The organism is Acinetobacter sp. YH12227 (assembly GCF_013417785.1).
In the GTDB taxonomy this organism is placed as follows: domain Bacteria; phylum Pseudomonadota; class Gammaproteobacteria; order Pseudomonadales; family Moraxellaceae; genus Acinetobacter; species Acinetobacter gandensis.
This window is the reverse complement of the sequence record NZ_VPDH01000025.1, coordinates 24,526-47,679: the sequence shown is the minus strand read 5'-3', so window position 1 is coordinate 47,679 and position 23,154 is coordinate 24,526. Positions and strand designations below refer to the sequence as shown.

The following is a 23,154-nucleotide window of genomic DNA, read 5'->3' as shown; positions in this document are numbered from 1 at the left end:
GTTCAAATGGCTATTCTACGTTTGATTGGTTTTGGAAAAAAAGAAGAATTTAAGAAAGTGCTAGCAATTTTAAGAAAGAAAAAGCCTGATAGGACAAGGATCCTATGAAATTTGTCGTGTACAGAGATCAAAAATAAAAAAATGAAAACTAAAAACAAAACTTCAATACGGCTTCTTTCTATCGAGATTTCACTGGATTTATTAAAAAAACTCTATACAAGAATGACACCTCCTATTGAGTTATTACCGTCTAAATTGGGTGTTTGGGAGTGGCGACAAACTTTTTATAACAAACTGACAGGAGAAAGTTTCTTTTGCTCATGTTTTAAAGATGCTCTTACCAAAGATAAAGTTGACTTGGCTGTACGGCACAATCACCTTAAAAATGCGTTACAACATAAATCTGTTAAAGTTGCGATTTGCCATATCTGCACCAATACCAATTCAGATTTAATCTATTGCCACGAAATGTATGGCTCGGCTTTTAAAGCCAAATACGGCGCGTACATTGCTAAATACGCTTTACAGGAGGGTATCAGTGAAAGGGATGCAGAAAACCACGTTAGAGAACTAAAAGGTGTAGCTCGTATAGGTGAAAGGTGGGTTAATGAAACTTTATTGTTCAACTACATTAATATGCTATTTCCTCAATACACGGTTCAAAGAGAAGCATCACCAAGTTGGTTGAGTCGACAAAGGTTCGATGTCTATATCCCAGAGCTAAATTTAGCGATTGAGTACCAAGGGCAACAACACTATCTTGCTGTCGATCTATTCGGTGGAGAAGAAGGTCTAAAACGGACAAAGCAAAGGGATAAGGAAAAGCTTCAACTAAGTAAGGCAAATGGAGTGGAGATTATCTATTTTAGCTACAAAGATAATTTAACTGAAAAATTAGTACAAAATCGACTTAAAAATTATCTTAAAGAACATTTATAAAAGTGTATTTTTAATCATGGATATAGATGATAAAAGCCATTATTTGAGCTATATATTTATAAAAAACCCCGCACTTAGCGGGGTTTTAATACTTAAATTAAATTAAGCATTTTCACGAGCAATCGCACGGTAACCAATATCCTTACGATATTGCACGCCATCAAACGTTACTTTTTGACAAAGCTCTAATGCTTTTGCTTGTGCTTCACCAATGGTGTTGCCAAGTGCAGTCACGCAAAGTACACGACCGCCAGCAGTCACAATATCACCATTCTCAAGTGCTTTAGTACCAGCATGGAATACTTTTGCATCTGCCATTTCAGTGTCTAAACCTGAAATTACATCACCATTGCTAGAAGTTTCTGGGTAGCCCTTAGATGCAAGAACGATACCTACAGTCTTACGCTCATCCCATTCAGCTTCCGTAGGTAGGTTACCCGCAATACCTGCTTCAACCAAATCAACTAAAGATGATTTTAAACGCATCATGATTGGCTGTGTTTCAGGGTCGCCAAAACGACAGTTGAACTCGATCACTTTAGGTTGACCTTGTTCGTCAATCATTAAGCCTGCGTATAAGAAACCTGTATAAACATGACCGTCTTTTTTCATACCTTCAACGGTAGGACGCATCACTTCATTCATGGCTTTTTCAAAAACGTCTGAAGTTACAACAGGCGCAGGAGAGTATGCACCCATACCGCCCGTGTTCGGGCCTTGGTCGCCTTCAAAAATACGCTTGTGGTCTTGAGACGTTGCCATTGGCAAAATATTGTCGCCATCGATCATACAAATGAAAGATGCTTCTTCGCCTGCAAGGAATTCTTCAATCACAACACGTGAACCAGCATCACCAAATTTGTTGCCAGCCAGCATGTCATCAATCGCATCAAATGCTTCTTGATTGGTCATGGCAACAATTACGCCTTTACCTGCAGCAAGACCATCTGCCTTGATTACGATTGGTGCACCATTTTTTTCAACAAATGCTTTTGCTGCATCTACTTCTGTAAATACATCATAGAAAGCAGTTGGGATGTTATGGCGTTTTAAGAAATGCTTAGCAAATGCTTTAGAGCCTTCAAGCTGTGCCGCAAATTGAGTTGGACCCCAAATTTTTACACCAGCTTCGCGGCAAGCATCCACAACACCATTTACGAGCGGTGCTTCAGGGCCAACAATCACTAAATCAACTGCATTGTTTTTAGCGAAATCGATAATCGCAGCATTATCTAAAATATTTAGTGCAACATTCTCGCATTTATTTTCAGTTGCAGAACCTGCATTACCTGGTGCTACAAATACTTTTGCAACTTTGTCATCTTGTGCGATTTTCCATGCCAATGCATGTTCACGACCGCCATTACCCAAAACTAAAATATTCATCGGTTCATACTCCATGAATCGAAAATGACATAAAGTCCTCAACCTGAAAGCAGGAGAGGACTTTATGCAAGATTAGAAATCTAGTGTATTAAGCAAAAAACTGTGCTTAATTGTCATGATCACGTTGCCAACTTAGTGACGGAAATGACGCATGCCAGTGAAGACCATTGCAATACCAGCTTCATCAGCTGCTGCAATTGTTTCTTCATCGCGCATAGAACCACCCGGTTGGATAATGCATTTGATGCCCGCTTTTGCAGCGTTATCAATACCATCACGGAATGGGAAGAATGCGTCAGATGCCATTACCGCACCTTCAACCACTAAACCAGCATGTTCAGCTTTAATTGCAGCAATACGAGCAGAGTTTACGCGGCTCATTTGACCTGCGCCAACACCAATGGTTTGACGACCTTTTGCATAAACAATCGCGTTAGATTTAACGTATTTCGCAACTTTCCAAGCAAAGATTAAGTCATCAATTTCTGCTTCAGTTGGCGCACGTTTAGTCACAACTTTAAGATCATCTTTTGTGATCATGCCTAAGTCTTGGTCTTGAACCAATAAACCGCCATTTACACGTTTGTAATCTAACTGTGCTTTACGTTCTGTGATCGCAGGAAGTTCGCCACATACGAGTACACGTACGTTTTTCTTCGCGCCAGTCACTTCAAGCACGCCTTCAGCAACGCTTGGAGCAATAATCACTTCAACAAATTGACGGTCAACAATCGCTTGCGCAGTTGCAACATCTAATTCGCGGTTAAATGCAATGATGCCGCCGAATGCAGATTCAGGGTCAGTTGCATAAGCAAGGTCATAAGCCGCTTTGATGCCGTCTAGAGAAACTGCAACACCACATGGGTTCGCGTGTTTTACGATGACACATGCAGGCTTAGCAAATGATTTTACACATTCAAGTGCTGCGTCAGTGTCTGCGATGTTGTTATAAGATAATTCTTTACCTTGAAGTTGTTTCGCAGTAGAAACAGATGCTTCAGTTGCTGTGTCTTCTACATAGAAAGCAGCAGATTGATGCGGGTTTTCACCGTAACGTAAGTCTTGAACTTTATTTAATTGAGTATTGAAAGTACGCGCAAATTTATCTGCTTGACCTTCTTCCTTACCTACGCGAGCGCCTAAGTAAGATGCAATCATGCCGTCATACTGTGCAGTATGTTCAAATGCTTTAACTGCAAGGTCAAAACGAGTTGCATGTGATAATGCGCCTTCAGCTTTTAATTCTTCAACAACAGTTCCATAGTCAGATGCATTTACTACGATACCTACAGAAGCATGGTTTTTCGCAGCAGCGCGAACCATAGTAGGACCGCCGATGTCGATATTTTCGATTGCATCAGCAAGTGAACAGTTTGGTTTAGCTACAGTTGCAGCAAATGGATAAAGGTTTACCACAACTAAATCGATTGCATCGATGTTGTGTTCAGCCATTACAGCTTCGTCTAGACCACGACGAGCTAAGATACCACCATGGATTTTCGGATGTAGCGTTTTTACACGGCCGTCCATCATCTCTGGGAAACCTGTGTGCTCTGAAACTTCAACTACGGCAACATTATTGTCTTTCAACAATTTATATGTACCGCCAGTAGATAAAATTTCTACCCCTAGAGCAGCAAGTTCTTGTGCAAATTCAACAATACCAGTCTTGTCAGACACAGAGATTAAAGCGCGTTTAATAGTCATGATCTTCGTCACAGTTTTCAAGGAACAGATTAAAACAAAATTAGCAAAATACAGGTTAAAAAAAATGCCTGCGGAAGCCGCAAGCATTTTATCATTTATTCACTCATTAAACCGTGAGCTTTTAACTTTTTACGTAAAGTACCACGGTTTAAGCCGAGAATCTCAGCAGCGCGGGTTTGATTACCACGCGTATATTCAAGAACTACAGATAGAAGAGGCTTCTCCATTTCCGCCAGCACCATGTCGTATACCTGAGATGGTTGCTCGCCTTGCAATTGTGCAAAGTAATGGCGAACTGCGCGATCTACGTGAATACGAAGAGCGACATCAGATTGTGCAGTAAAAATAGGAGATTTGCTATTCATGCGAATTAATCCGAAAAATCAAATATCACTTGGGTAAAGTGATTTGTTAAAAATGGTCTATAAACATTAATGAACTCCGTTTTAGTTCCTAAGTCGGAGTTCTAAAACTTGTACATTACTTGTAGCTTGACACAACTCGCAAAATTGATCGAAAAATAAGCGTAACAATAGATTAATAATTGTTGCAGCCTAAAAATCAAACAAAAAATCTACTCAATACGCGATAAGTTATAAAGCGCACGGTTGGGATTGTATTTGTTGTGAAAATTTAGCGAGGAGTTTGCAGCACAAAGCTTTCGTGGCGCGTATCATACCATTGTCTAAGCAAAAGTGAGCAAGAAAACTGCATTTTTTTTAGGTTTTTTTTAGTTTTTTAATAGTTTTTTCCAATATTAGGGGCGAATCAATTCTATTGAATAATTATCGAAGCTTTTACGTGCAACTGGCAGCACAAATTCGAATTTAAATGGACTACTTTTTGGAATGCGCTGAATGCCATGTAAGCTTTTCGCCAAATATTCTTCTGGCAGAAGTTGGTAATTCGCAATATCACCGCCATTTTCCTTTAAAGTTATCTTCATAACGGGTAAAGCCAGACTTCGATCGTGATAATTAATCATCTCACCACTAAATTTTGTTTCTTTATTTCCAGTACTACGTACTTTAACTTTTTTAGTGCTAATAAGGCTGTAATGTTCTTCAAGACGTGAACAATTAAATACATCGCAAACTGCTGTGAACGCAGCGCCCATAATTGGACTATTTTTCAGGTATTGCGGATTAAACCAAAAAAATTGGAATATCAATGCACCAAACAATAATAAGTTAACAGTGACCCAACCAAGATAATTGAGTGGAGAGCGTTTTTTCTCTCTTTCCGCTTGTTCTGCCCAATTGACCGCAGGTAAGTTACCAATAGGCTCAGTACTAAAATAGTTAAGGTTGTTTAAATAGGTTTTTAAATCAATATTCGAGTTCTCTACTTTTTGATCGAATAACTTTAATAGTGCATGTGTTGGGGCTTCAGGTTCTTTAATAGCACTGTGGTCAATATTGTATTGATTGACATCAATAGTTTTGGTCTTGGAACTATTTTCATCTTTTGGTGATGGTGTAGATAAAGACAAGACTTTATCTACAACCAAATGTGACAATGCATTAAATGATGTGGAGCACTTAGGGCAACACACCATACCTTGAGCAACAGTAAGCTGTGGAACAGATACTTTATATGTAGTAGAACAAGTAGGGCAGTTAGTCAGTTTGTCGCTCATAGGTACACATTTTAGGTTTTAATACTTTTGGCGCTTACCTGAAATTCGGCACCAGTTTTCGTCACGTTTTTCTACGTCTAATATATCAAAAAATTCAGAATAAACACTAGAAACATCAGAAACTTGCTCTTCAATTACACCAGCAAGTGCGAACTCACCCTCAGATTTAATTAAAGTTGCGAATTCTGACGCCAATGCCATTAAAGGGCCTGCAAGAATGTTGGCAACAAACACATCTGCTTTTTGTCCAGCAAGTTCTTGATTGAACTCTTCAGGCAAACCGACATATAAATGATCTAGTACGCCATTCAATTCAGCATTCTGTTTTGTTGCAAGAACTGCTTGTGGGTCAATATCTGTTGCATAAACTTTTTTAGCGCCTAAAAGTAATGCTGCAACGCCTAAGATACCTGAACCACAGCCGTAGTCGATGACGATTTTATCTTTAACATCTGTTTTGCCTAGCCATTGTAAGCATAAGAATGTAGAAGCATGGTTGCCTGTACCGAATGCTAAACCTGGATCTAACTTGATATTAACTGCATCAGCTTCAGGAGCTTCCATCCATTCTGGAACAATCCAGTATTTCTCACCAATTTGAATTGGTTCGTAAGCATCCATCCAAGTACGTTCCCATTCCTGATCTTCAAGGAATTCGCTACGCATCGGTGCATCGGGCATTTGCGCTTTAATAAATGTTTCTAAAGCGGCAACATCTATTTCTTCATCGTCTTCTTGTGCGTAAATACCAGTAACGATTACTTTATTCCAAAGTGGCGTTTCGCCTGGAAGTGGTTCAAGTAAATCCTGATTTTCAGCATCATCCAGCGTTACACTTACTGCGCCTAATGAGCTTAACAGTGTTTCGGTGTAATCAACTTGAGCTTGCTCAACAGTAATATGAATTTGTAACCACTTCACGGAAATAACCTAAATGTGTTTTATAAAAAAGCTATTGTAACGGAACTCGGCAAGTTGCAGCTATAGATTATGTATTTTCACTTAAAATAAAAGGATGCATTGCGCATCCTTTTTATCATTTGAAGCCAAAAATCATTCATTATTATGCTTTTGCTGGAAGTGGAGCAAAACGTGTAATGAGATACCCAAAGATAGCCGCAAAGATATACATAAAGATCGAATATACAGCTGCGGGCATGGCAACCGCAGAATTGGCAATAACGGTTAATGCAATAGTCATTGCTAGTGTACTGTTGTGAATACCGATTTCGAAGGCACATGCACGTGATTGTGCACTATTGATGCCAAAGAAACGTGGTACAAAATAGCCAATACATAAACTGAATATACAAAAGAGTACAGTTGCTAAGCCCACTTGGGTTAAGTACGTGGCAATATTTTCACGTTCGCTATAAATCGCACCAATAATAATGAGGATCAAAAACACTACAGCAAAAATACGCAGAGGTTTATTCAATTTTTCAGTCAGTTTTGGTGCATAGTGACGAATAAGCATGCCAATACATACAGGGATGATAATAATGCCAAAAACTTGCAGTACTTTACCGAACTGTAAGCTGATCTGTTGGCCATCTTGCATGAAATGCATAATGGAAAAATTAACAATAATCGGTAGTGTGATTGCAGCGATAACTGAGTTAATAGCTGTTAATGTGATATTTAATGCTAGGTCACCTTTAAATAAGTAACTAAATAAGTTAGCTGTACTACCACCCGGTGATGCAGCAAGCAGCATTAAACCTACAGCTAATAACGGTGGTAGAGCCAATAATTTACATAAAAGAAAGGCAATCCCTACGAGTAACACCAACTGGCAAAAAAGTGCAATGAGCACTGCTTTGGGGTGTTTAGTGACTCGAGCAAAGTCTTTGGGTGTTAGTTCAAGCCCTAGGCCAATCATAATAAAGGCAAGGGCTAAGGGTAATAAGACCGTAATAATTCCTGAATCCATAATTATTGTGCTCCATGACATATGTTAAGTAGATTCCCGCCTACATCCGTATTGCGTTGTTATTGTTCAAAGTTGTTATTTATAAAAGTTGCTAAAATTAGTGAGAAGCTTCTGTGTTGCGAGCTTGAATTAAGTAACTGCCTCGACGTGTTAAAATAAAACCAAATAATGTGGCTAAGACATACATAAAGATCGAGTAGACACCAGTAGGTATCGCAATTGCTGTACTTCCTAAAACACTGAGTGCGATGGTAATAGCAATCCCCGTATTGTGAATGCCAATTTCAAAGGTGCAAGCACGTGCTTGTTTTTCGGGCACCCCAGCCAAAAATGGAATGACATATCCTAAGAATAGGCCACTAAAACATAATAAGCAGGTGGCAATTCCTACGTTGGCAAAGTAGCTTATGATATTGCTTTGTTCGCGAACGACTGCGATCAAAAAGATTAAAGTAAGCAGCGTGATGGTTAATAGTCGCATTGGCTTACTAATCGCTTGTGCCAAATTGGGTAATGTGTTGCGAATCAACATACCGATACATACAGGAATGAAAATCATTAAAAATGTTTGGGTGATTTTTTCAATTGGAATATTGACTTCAGTGTTCTCACCAAGAAAATGTAAAATGGATAAGCTCACAATAAAAGGTAGGGTAAAACAAGAAATCAGCGAGTTAATCGCAGTGATAGAAATGTTGAGTGCAACATCTCCCTTATAAATATAGCTAAAAGCATTTGCTGTTGCACCACCTGGAGATGCAGCCAATAGCATTAAACCTACTGATAATAAAGGAGGAAGTTCTAACAGTTTGCATAATAAAAATGCAATGCTGGTTAATACAATCAGTTGAGTAAACAGTGCTATAAAGATAACTTTAGGATAGCGAGCAACCCGAAGAAAATCTTTAATAGAAAGTTCTAAGCCTAAGCCCATCATCATGATGGCCAATGCAATAGGCAAAAAAAATGCGAATAATCCCGAATCCATGGAATTTCCTAATATTATTATCCTTTTTAATATATTTTCAGTGTAACTAAGTTTTTTAAATAAGCAATAAAATAAAGCGAGTAAAAATTGATGATTTACCCGCTTCTTTTTTGATGTGTTAAATAGTCGATATTTAGAGCAAAAACATCGATTTATTTAGGGCGAGGTGGTGTGAAACCAAGAGCACATTTGCCTTTAATTTCTTGACCATCAATAGTGGCTGTAGTTGCTTTAGCATCTGCGCTACATGTGCTTAATAGCTCAGGCTCTTCACCATGTAACTTCACATTTTTACTTGAGCTAAAGAATTGTGGTTCGCAAGTACCATTCCAGATAATACCACGGTAAGCAAATGAAACTTGTGCCCCCTGACTTTTACCCTTACAGACTTGTTGATAACGTTGAGCATCATAAACTTTCTCAACTTTATCGTTGGCTGAAGCAGCGAGTGGGGCAAAACATAAACCGCATAAAACCGTAGAGAGCAAAATATTCTTATTCATGCTTATCTTCCTTATGATTCTCATGGGATCTATAACAGAATAAAAAATAATCAGAATAAAACAACATTGATCGGGTAACTTTTGCAAGAAATATGTTTAGTTTTATATGGAATATGCAAATTATGTATGTGTATAAATGAAATGCTTGGAATTAGCCTGAAACTCGGTAAAGCAACCGACACAATAAAATCGAGTTAATCAGTCAACTTATGGCTGATTTTTTGCTATAATCTTCCGTCATTCTTTTTTATTCTCCTTTACCACTATGCATTATCCTAAAGTTTACGATGTCATTGTTATCGGCGGCGGTCACGCAGGTACAGAAGCAGCACTTGCTGCGGCACGTATGGGTCGACAGACTTTACTCTTAACTCATAATATTGAGACTTTAGGGCAGATGAGCTGTAACCCAGCAATAGGTGGTATTGGTAAATCTCACCTTGTACGTGAAATTGATGCATTGGGCGGTGCAATGGCATTGGCTGCCGATAAAGGTGGTATCCAATTCCGTATTCTGAATTCACGTAAAGGTGCTGCAGTACGTGCTACACGTGCGCAAGCAGACCGTGTCCGTTTTAAAGCTGCAATTCGTGAAACTTTAGAAAACCAAGCAAATTTGGATATTTTCCAACAAGCTGCTGATGATTTAATTGTTGAAGGCGATACCGTTAAAGGCGTTATTACCCAAATGGGTATTCGCTTTGATGCAAAAACAGTTGTACTGACGACTGGTACATTCTTAGGTGGTGTGATTCACATCGGTCTAAACAACGCATCTGGTGGTCGTGCGGGCGATCCTCCTTCAATTTCTTTGGCTGCGCGCCTTCGTGAATTGAAACTTCCTGTGGGTCGTTTGAAAACAGGTACGCCACCACGTATCGATGCACGCTCAGTTGATTTCTCAGTAATGACAGCACAGCCTGGTGATTTTCCATCGCCGACCATGTCATTCATGGGTGATGCTTCAATGCACCCAGAACAAATTAACTGTTACATCACACATACCAATGAGCGTACCCACGATATTATTCGTGGTGGTTTAGATCGTTCACCAATGTACACAGGTAAAATTGAAGGTGTAGGTCCACGTTACTGCCCATCAATTGAAGATAAGATTCATAAATTTGCAGATAAAGACTCGCACCAAGTATTCCTAGAGCCTGAAGGTTTAGATACGCACGAGCTTTATCCAAATGGTATTTCAACATCACTACCATTTGATGTTCAGTTTGAATTGGTTCGCTCGATTCGTGGTATGGAAAATGCACACATTCTTCGTCCGGGTTATGCAATTGAGTACGATTATTTCAATCCGCAAGCGTTGAAATTCTCTTTAGAAACCAAAGCCATTAATAATTTGTATTTTGCAGGTCAAATTAACGGTACTACAGGTTATGAAGAAGCGGGTGCACAAGGTTTGCTTGCAGGTTTAAATGCTGCACGTCGTGCATGGGATCAAGAGCAATGGACACCTAAACGTGATGAAGCGTATATGGGTGTACTCGTAGATGACTTGATTACTTTGGGTACCAAAGAACCGTACCGCATGTTTACTTCACGTGCCGAATACCGTTTGATGCTGCGTGAAGATAATGCAGATCAACGTTTAACTGCGATTGGCCGTGAAATGGGTCTAGTGGATGATGCACGTTGGGATTCGTTCTGCCAAAAAATGGAAGCTGTTGAAACAGAAAAAGGTCGCTTACAGCATCTTTGGGCTGCGCCAAACAACCCAATGGGTAAGAAGTTTATCGAAATGACTGGTGCAGATCTGTCTAAAGAATGTTCTGCGATTGATTTGTTAAAGCGTCCAAATATTAATTTTGCTCAAATTGCTGAATTAACAGATTCAAAAGTGACAGCATTTGTTGGTGAGCAAATTGAAATTGCAGTGAAATATGATGGTTATATTAACCGTCAACGTGAAGATGTAGCTCAAATGAAACGTCTTGAAGAAACACGTATTCCTGCTGATTTTGATTATGATGTGGTTTCTGGGTTATCTCGTGAAATTACACTGAAATTGAAAGATGTTCGTCCTGAAACTTTGGCGCAAGCGAGCCGTATTCCAGGTGTAACACCAGCAGCAGTTCAATTGGTGATGATTACCATTCGTAAGAATAATGCAGCGAAAAAATCTGCTTAAGATTTTAGTTGATATAAAAAAGCCCGCTTAATGCGGGTTTTTTTATATCTGAGTGATTTTAAAGTGTTCTACTTGTAGTTAAGGCATTCATCTGAAAATAAAGATTTATTCACCACCATTAGTTTTAGCTATAGTTCGATCAATAAAATCTTTACTTTAATTAACTTATTGTATTTAAAATAAAAAATAAACTATTTAGATGCTAAATGTATTGTTATACAAAGTTTTAGGTCTTAATCATGTTGTATTACTCATACTAATTCCGACCATTGTAGTGGTATTTATTCATTTAAATTAAGCAGACACTGCATGCCATAGCGTATGACCATCTATACGTTCAATGAATGGAGTTCGATTATGGCAAATCAACAATCGGGAAAAATGCAAAAATTTCTAACAGTATTTTTGTGTTTCTGGGTCGCATTTTTTGAAGGTTTTGACCTGCAAGCGCCCGGTATTGCTGCGAAAGGAATTGCAGCGACATTTTCCTTAGACCAAGTGCAAATGGGCTATGTATTTAGTTTAGGTGTGTTTGGTATGTTATTTGGTGCGTTCTTTGGGGGGCGTATCGCAGATTACATGGGGCAGAAAAAAGTGCTCATGTTGTCTATTTTCATCTTTGGTGTGTTCATGTCGATTACGGCAGTCGCGCCAAGTATTGAAGTTTTGTACATAGCACGTTTCTTTACAGGTTTGGGGTTGGGTGCTGCAATGCCGACCATGATTTCAGTAGTGGGTGATGAAGCAACAGAAGAAAACCGTGGTCGTTTAAATAGCCTGATGTATTGTGGCTTACCTGTTGGCGCAATCTTTGTGGCTGGTTTGGGTATGCTTTTTAAAGACATCTCTTGGCATACATTATTTTTGATTGGTGGCTTGACACCGTTGGTGCTCATTCCATTTATGGCAGTGATTCTTAAAGATAAACGTAAAGAAAAAGTCGAGACGGTGAGTGCGGAAGCAGTACCACCTATGGCGCAAATTTTATTTGCGGAACAACGTTATAAATATACGTTGCCGCTTTGGGTAAGCTTTTTCTTTACCTTGATGGTGAACTATATCTTGATCAGTTGGTTGCCAAACTTATTGATGGAGCAAGGTTTAGAAAAACAACAAGCATTCATGATTATGTTAATGTTCCAAGTCGGTGCGGTGATTGGTACGCTTGGCTTAGGGTATTTGCTAGATCGACTCAAATTATGGCAAATGGCTGCTATTATTTATACAGGTTTGTTTATCGCGTTGTTTGTCTTGTTCACAACTAACTCGATTCCTGTGTTGATTGCAGCAGGGATTATGGGCGGGATTTTCTCTACCGGCGGTCAATCGATTTTGTATGGCATTTCACCAATTTTCTATACGCCAGCAGGTAAAGTGACTGGCGTGGGAAGTGCGATTTCTCTAGGACGATTGGGTGCGATGACAGGACCATTGCTCACAGGTAAGATTTTGGCACTTGGTTTAGGTACGACAGGTATTTTGATTGCGAGTGCACCCGGTATTGCATTATCAGCAGTTGCGGTTGCAGCTCTTTCAGCCTACAAAGCATCTTTAAAGAAATAAGCTCAAAGCGGTAATTTAGTTTTAATTGTATAGATAAAGGAGCTTCGGCTCCTTTTTTTGCACGTTATGCAGTGAGATGAATTGAAGTTTTGATAGAATGTGTTTAATACAGCTGAATTTAACTATTTATGTCATATCAATTGATCGAACTCGACATTTCTCCATCCGATAATATTCAGTGCCCGCATTGTCAACAGCAGGTCATTGATTGGGTAGAAGAACAATATGTACAGCCGTGTGAGCATGTGCTGTTTATTGCGATGGATATTGGTTTTGAATACATCACTGATGAGTTTGAACAGACTATGCAGCACACAGTAGATGATTTACATGCCAATGATGATCAGTACCATATGTTTAGCGAAATTGCGGCATCAAGCTATTCTGAGTTTAAAATTTATAAGTCGGATTTAGGTGTGGAAGGTTATTCACGCTATGTGGGTTTTATTGCTTAAATTTAAGAATGATTATTTAAGTATTCATACACATAAAAAAGCCAGTGATCACACTGGCTTTTTTGCAGTTGAATTAACTTTCGATTTCTTCTTCTACATCATCTTCGGCGCTATCCATGCCAAGTTCTTTTAGTTTTCGCGTTAGGGTATTACGGCCCCAACCTAAAAGCTCAGCAGCGTGACGCTTACGTCCGCGTGTTTGTTGAAGTGCGGCATTAATCAATGTGCGTTCAAACATGGGGGTGGCAATGTCGAGAATTTTCATTTCGCCGTTTTTAAGCTTTTGAACAGCCCACTGACCAAGTAGTTCATCCCAATGATGTACACCAATGCGGTCAATGCCTTGAACAACTGGATTACCGTCGCTGCCCTGAATTGGAATTTGTTTCAGTTCAGAAGGGAGATCTTCAGGATAAACTTCACGTCCTGTGATCATTACAGTTAACCAGCGACAGGTATTTTCAAGCTGACGAACGTTACCTTGCCAAGGAAGTTTCTGCATATATTCTTGCGTTTCAGGGCGAAGAATTTTCGGGCTAACACCTAATTCTTTCCCTGCACTTGCTAAGAAGTGTTGGGCAAGCATTGGAATGTCTTCAGAGCGGTGTGCAAGTTTTGGAATGTGAATGCGAATCACGTTTAGACGGTGGTATAAGTCCTCACGGAAACGACCTTCGTGAACCAATTTTTCCAAATCTTGATGTGTTGCAGCAACAATACGCACATCAACTTTAACAGGAATATGTCCACCAACGCGGTAGAACTCGCCATCTGCTAAAACACGAAGTAGTCGTGTCTGCGTTTCAAATGGCATATCACCAATTTCATCAAGGAATAAAGTGCCGCCATTGGCTTGCTCGAAGCGGCCTTGACGTTGTGTATTTGCGCCAGTGAATGCACCTTTTTCGTGACCGAACAATTCAGTTTCAATCAGGTCTTTTGGAATTGCGGCCATGTTTAAGGCTATAAATGGCTTATTTCCACGTGGTGAATGCTTGTGTAGTGCGTGTGCAACAAGTTCCTTACCTGTACCTGATTCACCGTTAATTAACACCGTGATGTGAGATTGAGATAAACGGCCAATTGCACGGAACACTTCCTGCATTGCAGGGGATTCACCAATAATTTCAGTCGATTGAATTGGTTGAACTGTTTTTGCTGATTCTTGCTGCTGTAATTTTGCAATATGTAAAATTGCACGATTAACGAGTGCTAAAGCTTCATCAATATCAAATGGCTTTGGTAAGTATTCAAAAGCACCTGTTTGATAGCTTGAAACCGCAGACTCTAAGTCTGAATGTGCTGTCATAATGATGACAGGTAGGTCAGGATAGTTACCTTTAACTTTACCTAAGAAGGTAAGTCCATCAATACCCGGCATGCGGATGTCAGTCAAAATGACATCTGGTGCATCAACACTTAATTGATCCAAAGCGGATTGTGCTTCTTCAAAGCTGGTGACATCAAAACCTTCTTCTTTGAATGTTTTTTCTAGCACCCAACGCATGGCGCGATCATCATCAATGACCCAAATCTTATTACGCGACATGATCTGACTCCCAAGGTAAATATAAGCTAAAGACTGTTTTTCCTGGAACTGATTGGCATTCAATCATTCCGTTATGTTGATGCATAATATTTTGAGCAATACTTAATCCTAAGCCTGTGCCTTTCGCACGTCCTGTGACCAATGGATAAAACACCGATTCTAATATTTCTTCTGGTACACCTGGCCCATTGTCTTCAATATCTATGCGGACAGCTGAGCGCTTCAATACGCCATTGATAGTAACAAGGCGCTGAATCCGTGTGCGTAATGTGAGTTCAGGTTGATGATCGACAAAAAACTCTTTGTTCTCAGTCATTGCTTGCACAGCATTGACGCTAATGTTGAGCATCACTTGAATTAATTGATCTCGATCCGCTAAGACATCCGGCAAAGATAAATCGTAATCACGTGTAATCTTAATTTTTTTCTTGGTTTGATTGACAATCAATGAGCGAACACGTTCTAGTGGCTCATGTACATTTACTGGCTCATAACTTGGTAGTTGGCGAGAGCCCAGCATGGTATCAGCAAGATTACGTAAGCGATCAACTTCACTGATAATAATGTCGGTAAATTCGCTATATTTTGGATCATTTAAACTACGGGCTAAAAGCTGCGTAGCTCCACGGATACCACCCAAAGGATTTTTAATTTCGTGTGCGACACCGCGAATAAGTTGGCGAGCGACTTGGTGTTGTTGAATAAAGTTTTCTTCTTTGGAAATCTTTAACATGCGATCGATTTGATTAAGTTCGATAATCAACAGCGGATGGTAAGGCTTACCAGAATTTAATTGTGAAACGGTATAATCGACATGGATGTCTTTAAAATTAACATTTATTGTTGCTTCACGACGCGTGTAGTGTTGACCCGTAGTCAAAGTATTAATTAAAGCATCATGGGTATTGAACTCATCATCAGGCATGCTTAATAAATTAAGCACAGGTTGTCCTGATGCACGTAATAAACTGATGTCAAAAAGGGCTTCACAAGACGAATTTAAATAAAAAATATTCAGGTTACTATCGACCAATAAAATGGCAGTGGTTAAATTGTCCACTAAAAGCCGGTAATCAATAGTCATAGTTTGATCCATTAGCGAGAGGTTCCTGTCTTAAAATGGCGCAATGGCATCTTCATAAAGCAATCGTTATCTTTAATAAGGTTCGAATTGATGCAAGTTATGCAAGATACAAGCCAACTTTATGTCTATAACGCTAAGTTTTGATGCTTATTTAATAAAATGCGCTTATTTAAGACTCTGAATAAAATGTATAGCCGATTCAAAACCGACTGTAAATCAAAAATGACTCAAAATGGTGCGTCATAAATTATATGGATGAATTTATAGCGTTATTTTGGTGCGTGATATAAAGAGTGGGCTTTTCAACTGTTTTTATCCACAGAAAAGACATACAATACGCGGATTATAGTGGAGCGCAGATTCATGAAATCCCCCAAAGTCGGTTTTGTTTCTTTAGGTTGTCCTAAGGCGTTGGTAGATTCCGAACGAATTTTAACTCAGTTAAAGACTGAAGGTTATGATGTAGCATCAGATTATGATGGTGCTGATTTAGTAGTAGTTAATACCTGTGGTTTTATTGAATCTGCAGTACAAGAGTCGCTAGACGCCATTGGTGAAGCGATGAACTCGAATGGTCGTGTCATTGTGACTGGCTGTTTGGGTAAAGATGAAGACAAAATTCGCCAAATGCATCCGAACGTTTTGAAAGTTACGGGTGCAGCAGCATATCAAGAAGTGATGGAAGCTGTGCACGAGTACGTGCCTGAGCCACCAAAACACAATCCATTTATTGATCTTGTTCCTGAGCAGGGTATTCGATTAACACCGAAGCATTATGCGTATTTGAAAATTTCAGAAGGCTGCAACCATCGTTGCACATTCTGCATTATTCCAAGCATGCGTGGTGATTTGGTTTCTCGCCCAGTTGGTTCAGTATTAAGCGAAGCGCAAGCACTGAAAAAAGCAGGTGTAAAAGAAGTTCTAGTAATTTCACAAGATACTTCTGCTTACGGTGTTGATACTAAATACAAATTAGACTTCTGGAACGGTCAGCCAGTCAAAACCAAATTCTTTGACATGTGTGAAGCATTAGGTCAATTGGGTATTTGGGTGCGTTTGCACTATGTATATCCATACCCGCATGTAGATGCAGTAATTGATTTGATGGCGCAAGGCAAAATCTTGCCATATTTAGACATTCCTTTTCAACACGCCAGTCCGCGCATCTTAAAATTGATGAAGCGACCAGCTCATAGTGAAAATACATTGGAACGTTTAAATGTTTGGCGTGAAAAATGTCCAGACCTTGTGATTCGCTCGACATTTGTTGTTGGCTTCCCAGGCGAAACGGAAGAAGACTTCCAAATGTTGCTTGATTGGTTGAAAGAAGCGCAGCTTGATCGAGTAGGTTGTTTCACATATTCACCGGTTGAAGGTGCAACAGCGAACGATTTGCCAGATCATGTGCCTGAAGAAATTAAGCAAGAACGTTATGAACGTTTCATGCAAGTTCAGCAAGAAATTTCAGCAGCGAAATTACAAAAACGTATTGGTCAAAAAATGACTGTACTTGTCGACGACTTGGAAGAAGAATTCCCAGTTGCGGTTGCACGTTCGTATGCGGATGCGCCAGAAATTGATGGTAACGTTTTTGTTGAAGATATTGATAAGTCCGTGATTAAAGCGGGTGATTTACTCGAAGTTGAAATCACAGATGCAGATGAGTATGACTTATTTGCTAAACTTATTTCAGTTAAAACAGCCTAAACCATTCACAAAAAATAATTGAGATTGAATAATTCGGAGTAGATGATGCTGGATTCTAAAAAACCACGCTTTGGACGTATTTTGCTTAAGCTTTCTGGCGAGGCACTTGCTGGCAATAAAGACATGGGTATTGATGCTCAAGTTTTAGACCAGATGTCACTTGCGATTGCGCACTTAGTGGGTCTAGGTGTTCAAGTCGGTATCGTTGTCGGTGGTGGTAACCTTTATCGTGGTAGCCAGTTGCAAAAAGACGGTTTGGTTGGCCGTGTAACAGGTGACCAAATGGGTATGTTGGCGACTGTGATGAATGGTCTAGCACTTCGTGATGCTTTGGTTCGTCGTAACATCAAAACACGTTTAATGTCAGCACTTGAAATTGGTACTGTGGTTGAGTCTTACTCAAGTCGTGATGCAATTCGTCACTTAACTCGTGGTGAAGTGTGTGTGTTCGTTGCGGGTACAGGTAACCCATTCTTCACAACAGATACAGCAGCATGCTTGCGTGGTATCGAAATTGAAGCCAATCTTATTTTGAAAGCTACCAAAGTTGATGGCGTTTATAACAAAGACCCAAGCAAATTTGAAGATGCTGTGAAATATGACACATTGACCTTTGATCAAGTACTTGATGAGAAACTTGGTGTAATGGACTTAACAGCAATCTGTTTATGTCGTGACCACAATGTTCCACTTCAAGTATTTGATATGAACAAATCTGGTTCATTGCTTTCAGTGGTAATGGGTGAAAAAGAAGGTACTCACGTTACTAACTAATGTACGTGAGCCTGAAAGCTCTTTATACTACAGACTATTTTAGAATTTACATCTTTTCGAATTAAGTAAGGAAGATCACATGATTAACGATCTTAAAAAAGACGCTGAAGAGCGTATGAACAAATCGCTTGAGTCTCTTGAGCACGGTTTTGCAAAAGTTCGTACCGGTCGCGCACATCCATCAATTTTGAATGGTGTAATGGTTCCTTACTATGGCTCTGATGTGCCTTTAAACCAAGTTGCAAACGTAGGTGTTGAAGACTCGCGTACTTTATTGGTGCAACCATTTGAACGTTCAATGGTTTCAGCAATTGATAAAGCGATTCGTGAATCAGATTTAGGTTTGAACCCTGTAACTGCTGACTCAATTCGTGTGCCAATGGCTGCATTGACAGAACAAACACGTAAAGATATGCAAAAAGTTGCACGTAACGAAGCTGAAAATGCAAAAGTTGCGATTCGTAATATCCGTCGTGATGTATTGGGCGATATCAAAGCATTATTGAAAGAAAAAGAAATTTCTGAAGATGATGAACGTCGTGCAGGCGATGATATCCAAAAAATTACAGACAAATTCGTTGCTGAAGTTGAAAAACGTCTGGCTGCAAAAGAAGCTGAATTGATGAAGGTCTAAGTTTTAATGACCTCATCTGAAGAAACTTCCCATCTTCCAAAACATGTTGCCATCATCATGGATGGCAACAATCGTTTTGCCAAAAAGAATCAAATGCAAAAAGGTGAAGGGCATCGTTCTGGAAAGGACATCCTTGACCCAATCGTTGAGCATTGTCGTAAAAGAAATATTCAAGCACTGACTGTATTTGCGTTTTCAAGTGAAAACTGGAATCGTCCTCAATTCGAGGTGGATTTACTCATGGCTCTTCTTGAAGAGACCATCCATGAGCAGTTGCCACGCATGGAAAAGTTTAATATTGCTCTGCGTTTTATTGGTGATCGTTCTCGTTTATCTGCGAAGTTACGTGACTTAATGTTGCATGCGGAACAAAGGACTGCTAATTTCGACAGCATGACCCTGACCATTGCAATTAGTTATGGTGGTATGTGGGATATGGCTCAAGCTGCAAAACACATTGCAGCAGATGTTTTAGAACATAAATTAGATCTTGAAGCAGTGGATGCTGATGTCTTTGGTCAATACGTAAGTTTAAGTGATTTACCTGCAGTTGATTTGTTAATTCGTACAGGTGGAGATTTCCGTCTTTCGAATTTCTTATTGTGGCAGGCTGCTTATGCAGAGCTTTATTTCACAGATACGTTGTGGCCTGAATTTACTATTGAAGAGTTTGATGATGCACTGGCAGTTTTTGGTGGCCGTGAGCGTCGCTTTGGTAAGACCTCAGAGCAGATTCAACAAGAGCAACTTGAGAATAAATAAATGTTAGAGCGGATAATTACCGCATTGGTACTGGTTTCAGTTGTACTAAGTTGTATGTTTGCAACAGAGTCACATTATCCAATGCTTGTGCTGATGATCATTGCATCGGCTGTAGCAGGTTATGAGTGGTTTAAACTCATGCCGCGAAGTACTAAAACTGTGAAGCCATTTGCTTGGAGCTATGGCTTAGTCACAGCAATTATTTCTGCTTTGGCATTACATTTTGGTGATGTGGCTTTACTGCTTTGGGCAGCGTCAATTTTTACTTGGGTATTAAGTGTTTATTGGGTGAAATCTTACCCAGAATACGATAACTGGTATAACCCAAGTTTAAACGGAATTGGACTTGTGCTGATTTCAGCTGCTGTTACTGCAATTTTTGCAGTTTGGGATAGCTCACCTTGGTGGTTGATGTATCTATTCTTATTGGTTTGGGGGGCAGATAGTGGTGCATATTTTGTTGGCCGTAAACTCGGTAAGAATAAACTTGCACCAGATGTAAGTCCTAACAAGTCGATGGAAGGACTTTATGGCGGTTTAATCACTGCAATGATCATTGTGGTTGTGGTTGAAGTGCTATACCTCGACTTAAGCCTTGCGGAGCATATTTTATTCCTTATTCTTTCTGTCGTTACTGTATTTAGTTCTGTGCTAGGAGATTTATTTGAGTCGATGATCAAGCGTCGTGCGGGTATCAAAGATTCAGGCCGAATTCTTCCAGGGCATGGTGGTGTGCTAGATCGTATCGACTCGTTGCTTGCTGCAGCACCTATTTTTGCAGCGGGTATGTATGTTTTAAAACTTATTGGCGTAGATTTATAGATGTCACAATCTGTTTGTATATTGGGTGTTACAGGCTCCATTGGTCAAAGTACCTTAAAGATTCTGCAACTACATCCCGAAGAGTATTCAGTCTTTGCAGTTACTGCTCATAGCCGAATTGTAGAACTTGTAGAAATTTGCAAACAGTTTCGACCGAAAATCGCAGTTGTTCCTTTGCAAAAAGTAGATGAACTGCGCCAGTTGTTAATCGCAAATCAATTGTCTGAAATTGAAATTTTGCATGATGAGGCAGGGTTAATTGCTGTAGCAGAACATCCAAACGTAGATGTTGTGATGGCTGCAATTGTGGGGGCAGCAGGATTGTTGCCAACACTTGCAGCTGCGAAAGCAGGTAAACGTGTCTTATTGGCCAATAAAGAAGCTTTGGTGATGTCAGGAGACATCATGATTCAGACAGCACGGGAAAATAACGCTTTGTTATTGCCTGTCGATTCTGAACACAATGCTATCTTTCAATGTCTGCCACAGAACTATCTACAAGAAAATCGTAATGGTCAGCCTAAAATGGGCGTTAAGCAGATTTTACTTACTGCTTCTGGTGGGCCTTTTCTACACCATAGCTTAGAACAATTGCAATCAGTTACACCTGCACAGGCTTGTAAGCATCCAAATTGGTCTATGGGACAAAAAATTTCGGTTGATTCTGCAACATTAATGAATAAAGGCCTAGAACTAATCGAAGCATGTCATTTATTTGCAGTAGAAGAACAATTTGTAACAGTTGTGGTTCATCCTCAGAGTATCATTCACTCGATGGTTCAATATGTGGATGGTTCGACTTTGGCACAAATGGGTAATCCTGATATGTGCACACCAATTGCACATGCACTGGCTTGGCCTGAGCGGATTCAAACACATGTGCCACCTTTGGATTTGTTCTTGCATTCACAATTGAATTTTGAAGAGCCTGACACAGTTCGATTCCCTGCATTGAAACTTGCGCGTCAAGCCATGAAAGCAGGTGGATTAGCACCGACTATATTAAATGCAGCAAATGAAATAGCTGTTGCGGCATTCTTAACAGAGCAAATAGGATTTACTCAAATTCCACAGGTTGTTGAACATACCTTGGGTCAAGTTGAAAATGCTGCGGCGGTAAGTATTGATGTGATCCTTCAAGCAGACCATACTGCACGTATCGTTGCTGAGAAAGCTGTATTGAATTTAGGAAGTTAAAAACATGAATGCCTTGTTTATGATTATTGCGGCAATATTGCTACTTGGTCCACTCATTGCGATTCATGAGTTTGGACACTATATTGTTGCTCGTAAACTGGGTGTAAAAGTATTGGTCTATTCGATTGGTTTTGGACCTACACTTTTAAAGTGGACATCTAAAAAGTCAGGGATTCAATATCAGCTTTCTGCATTACCACTCGGTGGTTATGTCAAAATGTTGGATGAACGTGAAGGAGATGTTTCGGAGCTTGATTTACCGAAAGCCTTTAATCGTCAACATCCTTGGAAACGTATTGCAATTGTTGCTGCTGGCCCGCTCATTAATTTGGCATTTGCAGTTATTTTATTTTGGATCTTATTTTTACCCGCGCAAGAGCAATTGAATACTCGTGTAGGGAAGGTTATTCCTAATACGCCAGCTGCATCAGTTCAGATGCAAGCTGGTGATAAAATCACGGCAGTTGATGGTACTCAAGTATCAACATGGGAACGACTAAGCTATGCTTTAGTAGACCGAGTTGGCGAAACGGGCAATATTCAAATTCAGGCTGAACGTGATGGACAGTTGAAAACGTTTAGTTTGCCAATTCAAAGTTTTTTACGCGATCAATCGCAATCTCCATTAGAAATTCTAGGCTTTACACCTTATCGTCCAGAAATTCCAGCTGTGGTTTCTAAACTGAGCGAAGATGGTGCGGCAGTACGACAAGGAATGAAGCAGGGAGATCGTATTGTTGCGATTGATGGCGTAAAAATGAAAGATTGGTTTGATGTTGTACAAGTTGTACAAGCATCACCCGAAAAATTACTAAAAATAGATGTATTGCGACAAAATAAAATTGTGCATTTGGAAGTGATGCCGCAAGGTAAGCGTGACCAAATGGGTAAAGTCACAGGTATGCTTGGTGTACAAAGCGATCCTGGTAAAGTGAATGTTCCTGCTGAATATAAGCAAACTATTCAATACGGTCCTGTTGAAGCAATGGGTAAAGCAGTAGAAAAAACCGGTCAAATTTCTGGCATGATTTTGAATTCTATTGTAAAAATGGTACGTGGATTGGTTGGTTTAGATAACCTATCAGGACCAATTACGATTGCTAAAGTCGCGGGTCAAAGTGCTGAAATGGGTTGGCAAACCTTCATTTCTTTTATGGCACTGATGAGTGTAAGTCTGGGAATTTTAAATTTACTCCCAATTCCTATGCTCGATGGCGGTCACTTAATTTACTATTTTATTGAATTAATTCGTGGTAAACCTGTTTCTGAACAAATACAATTGGTTGGCTTAAAAATTGGTATGGTATTGCTGGGTAGTATGATGCTACTGGCTCTATTCAATGACATTATGCGTTTATAACAACGT

Annotated in this window: 21 protein-coding genes; 11 read left to right on the top strand and 10 right to left on the bottom strand. The window is 39.7% G+C overall.

The window, feature by feature from the left end; genetic code table 11:
• The first annotated feature begins 141 nt into the window (after window positions 1-141).
• Window positions 142-939, top strand: coding sequence for a hypothetical protein (locus FTV09_RS07370; RefSeq protein ID WP_180057610.1), 798 nt, complete (start codon window positions 142-144; stop codon window positions 937-939).
• A 102-nt stretch (window positions 940-1,041) separates the two neighbouring features.
• Here the strand turns inward: FTV09_RS07370 and purD are convergent, their stop codons facing one another.
• The 8 genes from purD to FTV09_RS07330 all read right to left on the bottom strand — a co-directional run bounded on the left by purD (window position 1,042) and on the right by FTV09_RS07330 (window position 9,095).
• Window positions 1,042-2,325 carry a phosphoribosylamine--glycine ligase gene (gene purD / locus FTV09_RS07365; RefSeq protein ID WP_180057607.1) on the bottom strand — a complete coding sequence of 428 codons (1,284 nt, stop codon included), beginning with the start codon at window positions 2,323-2,325 and terminating at the stop codon, window positions 1,042-1,044.
• A gap of 132 nt (window positions 2,326-2,457) precedes the next feature.
• Window positions 2,458-4,032 carry a bifunctional phosphoribosylaminoimidazolecarboxamide formyltransferase/IMP cyclohydrolase gene (purH, locus tag FTV09_RS07360; RefSeq protein WP_180057604.1) on the bottom strand — a complete coding sequence of 525 codons (1,575 nt, stop codon included), beginning with the start codon at window positions 4,030-4,032 and terminating at the stop codon, window positions 2,458-2,460.
• A 95-nt stretch (window positions 4,033-4,127) separates the two neighbouring features.
• Window positions 4,128-4,397 (bottom strand): DNA-binding transcriptional regulator Fis, encoded by a 270-nt coding sequence (fis, locus tag FTV09_RS07355; protein ID WP_001086304.1) that lies wholly within the window; start codon window positions 4,395-4,397, stop codon window positions 4,128-4,130.
• 392 nt (window positions 4,398-4,789) lie between these two features.
• On the bottom strand, window positions 4,790-5,671 hold the full coding sequence (locus FTV09_RS07350; protein ID WP_180057602.1) for a DUF3426 domain-containing protein: 882 nt from the start codon (window positions 5,669-5,671) through the stop codon (window positions 4,790-4,792).
• 18 nt (window positions 5,672-5,689) lie between these two features.
• On the bottom strand, window positions 5,690-6,592 hold the full coding sequence (gene prmA, locus FTV09_RS07345) for a 50S ribosomal protein L11 methyltransferase (RefSeq protein WP_180057600.1): 903 nt from the start codon (window positions 6,590-6,592) through the stop codon (window positions 5,690-5,692).
• Between the two features lie 142 nt (window positions 6,593-6,734).
• Window positions 6,735-7,604: a bile acid:sodium symporter family protein gene (locus tag FTV09_RS07340; RefSeq protein WP_180057598.1), complete on the bottom strand. Its 870-nt coding sequence runs from the start codon at window positions 7,602-7,604 to the stop codon at window positions 6,735-6,737.
• Between the two features lie 97 nt (window positions 7,605-7,701).
• Entirely contained in the window at window positions 7,702-8,592 is an 891-nt protein-coding gene (locus FTV09_RS07335) for a bile acid:sodium symporter family protein (RefSeq protein ID WP_180057596.1), read from the bottom strand.
• A 152-nt stretch (window positions 8,593-8,744) separates the two neighbouring features.
• Window positions 8,745-9,095, bottom strand: coding sequence for a hypothetical protein (locus FTV09_RS07330; RefSeq protein ID WP_067762483.1), 351 nt, complete (start codon window positions 9,093-9,095; stop codon window positions 8,745-8,747).
• Between the two features lie 265 nt (window positions 9,096-9,360).
• On the opposite strand from FTV09_RS07330, the gene mnmG reads away from it, so the two are divergent.
• The 3 genes from mnmG to FTV09_RS07315 all read left to right on the top strand — a co-directional run bounded on the left by mnmG (window position 9,361) and on the right by FTV09_RS07315 (window position 13,259).
• On the top strand, window positions 9,361-11,241 hold the full coding sequence (gene mnmG / locus FTV09_RS07325) for a tRNA uridine-5-carboxymethylaminomethyl(34) synthesis enzyme MnmG (protein WP_067762485.1): 1,881 nt from the start codon (window positions 9,361-9,363) through the stop codon (window positions 11,239-11,241).
• Between the two features lie 357 nt (window positions 11,242-11,598).
• Window positions 11,599-12,804 (top strand): 3-(3-hydroxy-phenyl)propionate transporter MhpT, encoded by a 1,206-nt coding sequence (gene mhpT / locus FTV09_RS07320; protein ID WP_067762487.1) that lies wholly within the window; start codon window positions 11,599-11,601, stop codon window positions 12,802-12,804.
• Between the two features lie 128 nt (window positions 12,805-12,932).
• On the top strand, window positions 12,933-13,259 hold the full coding sequence (locus FTV09_RS07315; protein WP_067762489.1) for a hypothetical protein: 327 nt from the start codon (window positions 12,933-12,935) through the stop codon (window positions 13,257-13,259).
• A gap of 73 nt (window positions 13,260-13,332) precedes the next feature.
• Here FTV09_RS07315 and glnG read toward each other — a convergent pair whose 3' ends face one another.
• Together glnG and glnL are read right to left on the bottom strand one after the other, a co-directional pair.
• The gene (glnG, locus tag FTV09_RS07310; RefSeq protein WP_067762491.1) at window positions 13,333-14,808 is read right to left on the bottom strand and encodes a nitrogen regulation protein NR(I); all 1,476 of its coding nucleotides are present in this window, start codon (window positions 14,806-14,808) and stop codon (window positions 13,333-13,335) included.
• Complete coding sequence (gene glnL / locus FTV09_RS07305; protein WP_067762493.1) at window positions 14,798-15,904, bottom strand: nitrogen regulation protein NR(II); 1,107 nt, start codon at window positions 15,902-15,904, stop codon at window positions 14,798-14,800. Before glnL ends, glnG begins: the two co-directional genes overlap by 11 nt.
• Before the next feature lie 351 nt (window positions 15,905-16,255).
• On the opposite strand from glnL, the gene rimO reads away from it, so the two are divergent.
• The 7 genes from rimO to rseP all read left to right on the top strand — a co-directional run bounded on the left by rimO (window position 16,256) and on the right by rseP (window position 23,148).
• Window positions 16,256-17,599 carry a 30S ribosomal protein S12 methylthiotransferase RimO gene (rimO, locus tag FTV09_RS07300; protein ID WP_067762495.1) on the top strand — a complete coding sequence of 448 codons (1,344 nt, stop codon included), beginning with the start codon at window positions 16,256-16,258 and terminating at the stop codon, window positions 17,597-17,599.
• Between the two features lie 45 nt (window positions 17,600-17,644).
• Window positions 17,645-18,373: a UMP kinase gene (gene pyrH / locus FTV09_RS07295; RefSeq protein WP_067762497.1), complete on the top strand. Its 729-nt coding sequence runs from the start codon at window positions 17,645-17,647 to the stop codon at window positions 18,371-18,373.
• A 79-nt stretch (window positions 18,374-18,452) separates the two neighbouring features.
• Window positions 18,453-19,007 (top strand): ribosome recycling factor, encoded by a 555-nt coding sequence (frr, locus tag FTV09_RS07290; protein WP_067762499.1) that lies wholly within the window; start codon window positions 18,453-18,455, stop codon window positions 19,005-19,007.
• Window positions 19,008-19,013: 6 nt separating this feature from the next.
• Window positions 19,014-19,769 (top strand): polyprenyl diphosphate synthase, encoded by a 756-nt coding sequence (gene uppS / locus FTV09_RS07285; protein WP_067762501.1) that lies wholly within the window; start codon window positions 19,014-19,016, stop codon window positions 19,767-19,769.
• The gene (locus tag FTV09_RS07280) at window positions 19,770-20,591 is read left to right on the top strand and encodes a CDP-archaeol synthase (protein WP_180057594.1); all 822 of its coding nucleotides are present in this window, start codon (window positions 19,770-19,772) and stop codon (window positions 20,589-20,591) included. It abuts the gene before it with no gap.
• Window positions 20,592-21,788: a 1-deoxy-D-xylulose-5-phosphate reductoisomerase gene (gene ispC, locus FTV09_RS07275; protein ID WP_180057592.1), complete on the top strand. Its 1,197-nt coding sequence runs from the start codon at window positions 20,592-20,594 to the stop codon at window positions 21,786-21,788.
• 4 nt (window positions 21,789-21,792) lie between these two features.
• On the top strand, window positions 21,793-23,148 hold the full coding sequence (rseP, locus tag FTV09_RS07270; protein WP_180057590.1) for an RIP metalloprotease RseP: 1,356 nt from the start codon (window positions 21,793-21,795) through the stop codon (window positions 23,146-23,148).
• Window positions 23,149-23,154: the final 6 nt, after the last annotated feature.

Coding starts and splice junctions, on each gene's coding strand:
- FTV09_RS07370 (WP_180057610.1), top strand. CDS start 142: ATGAAAACTAAAAACAAAACTTCAATACGGCTTCTTTCTATCGAGATT.
- purD (WP_180057607.1), bottom strand. CDS start 2,325: ATGAATATTTTAGTTTTGGGTAATGGCGGTCGTGAACATGCATTGGCA.
- purH (WP_180057604.1), bottom strand. CDS start 4,032: ATGACTATTAAACGCGCTTTAATCTCTGTGTCTGACAAGACTGGTATT.
- fis (WP_001086304.1), bottom strand. CDS start 4,397: ATGAATAGCAAATCTCCTATTTTTACTGCACAATCTGATGTCGCTCTT.
- FTV09_RS07350 (WP_180057602.1), bottom strand. CDS start 5,671: ATGAGCGACAAACTGACTAACTGCCCTACTTGTTCTACTACATATAAA.
- FTV09_RS07340 (WP_180057598.1), bottom strand. CDS start 7,604: ATGGATTCAGGAATTATTACGGTCTTATTACCCTTAGCCCTTGCCTTT.
- FTV09_RS07335 (WP_180057596.1), bottom strand. CDS start 8,592: ATGGATTCGGGATTATTCGCATTTTTTTTGCCTATTGCATTGGCCATC.
- FTV09_RS07330 (WP_067762483.1), bottom strand. CDS start 9,095: ATGAATAAGAATATTTTGCTCTCTACGGTTTTATGCGGTTTATGTTTT.
- mnmG (WP_067762485.1), top strand. CDS start 9,361: ATGCATTATCCTAAAGTTTACGATGTCATTGTTATCGGCGGCGGTCAC.
- mhpT (WP_067762487.1), top strand. CDS start 11,599: ATGGCAAATCAACAATCGGGAAAAATGCAAAAATTTCTAACAGTATTT.
- FTV09_RS07315 (WP_067762489.1), top strand. CDS start 12,933: ATGTCATATCAATTGATCGAACTCGACATTTCTCCATCCGATAATATT.
- glnG (WP_067762491.1), bottom strand. CDS start 14,808: ATGTCGCGTAATAAGATTTGGGTCATTGATGATGATCGCGCCATGCGT.
- glnL (WP_067762493.1), bottom strand. CDS start 15,904: ATGGATCAAACTATGACTATTGATTACCGGCTTTTAGTGGACAATTTA.
- rimO (WP_067762495.1), top strand. CDS start 16,256: ATGAAATCCCCCAAAGTCGGTTTTGTTTCTTTAGGTTGTCCTAAGGCG.
- pyrH (WP_067762497.1), top strand. CDS start 17,645: ATGCTGGATTCTAAAAAACCACGCTTTGGACGTATTTTGCTTAAGCTT.
- frr (WP_067762499.1), top strand. CDS start 18,453: ATGATTAACGATCTTAAAAAAGACGCTGAAGAGCGTATGAACAAATCG.
- uppS (WP_067762501.1), top strand. CDS start 19,014: ATGACCTCATCTGAAGAAACTTCCCATCTTCCAAAACATGTTGCCATC.
- FTV09_RS07280 (WP_180057594.1), top strand. CDS start 19,770: ATGTTAGAGCGGATAATTACCGCATTGGTACTGGTTTCAGTTGTACTA.
- ispC (WP_180057592.1), top strand. CDS start 20,592: ATGTCACAATCTGTTTGTATATTGGGTGTTACAGGCTCCATTGGTCAA.
- rseP (WP_180057590.1), top strand. CDS start 21,793: ATGAATGCCTTGTTTATGATTATTGCGGCAATATTGCTACTTGGTCCA.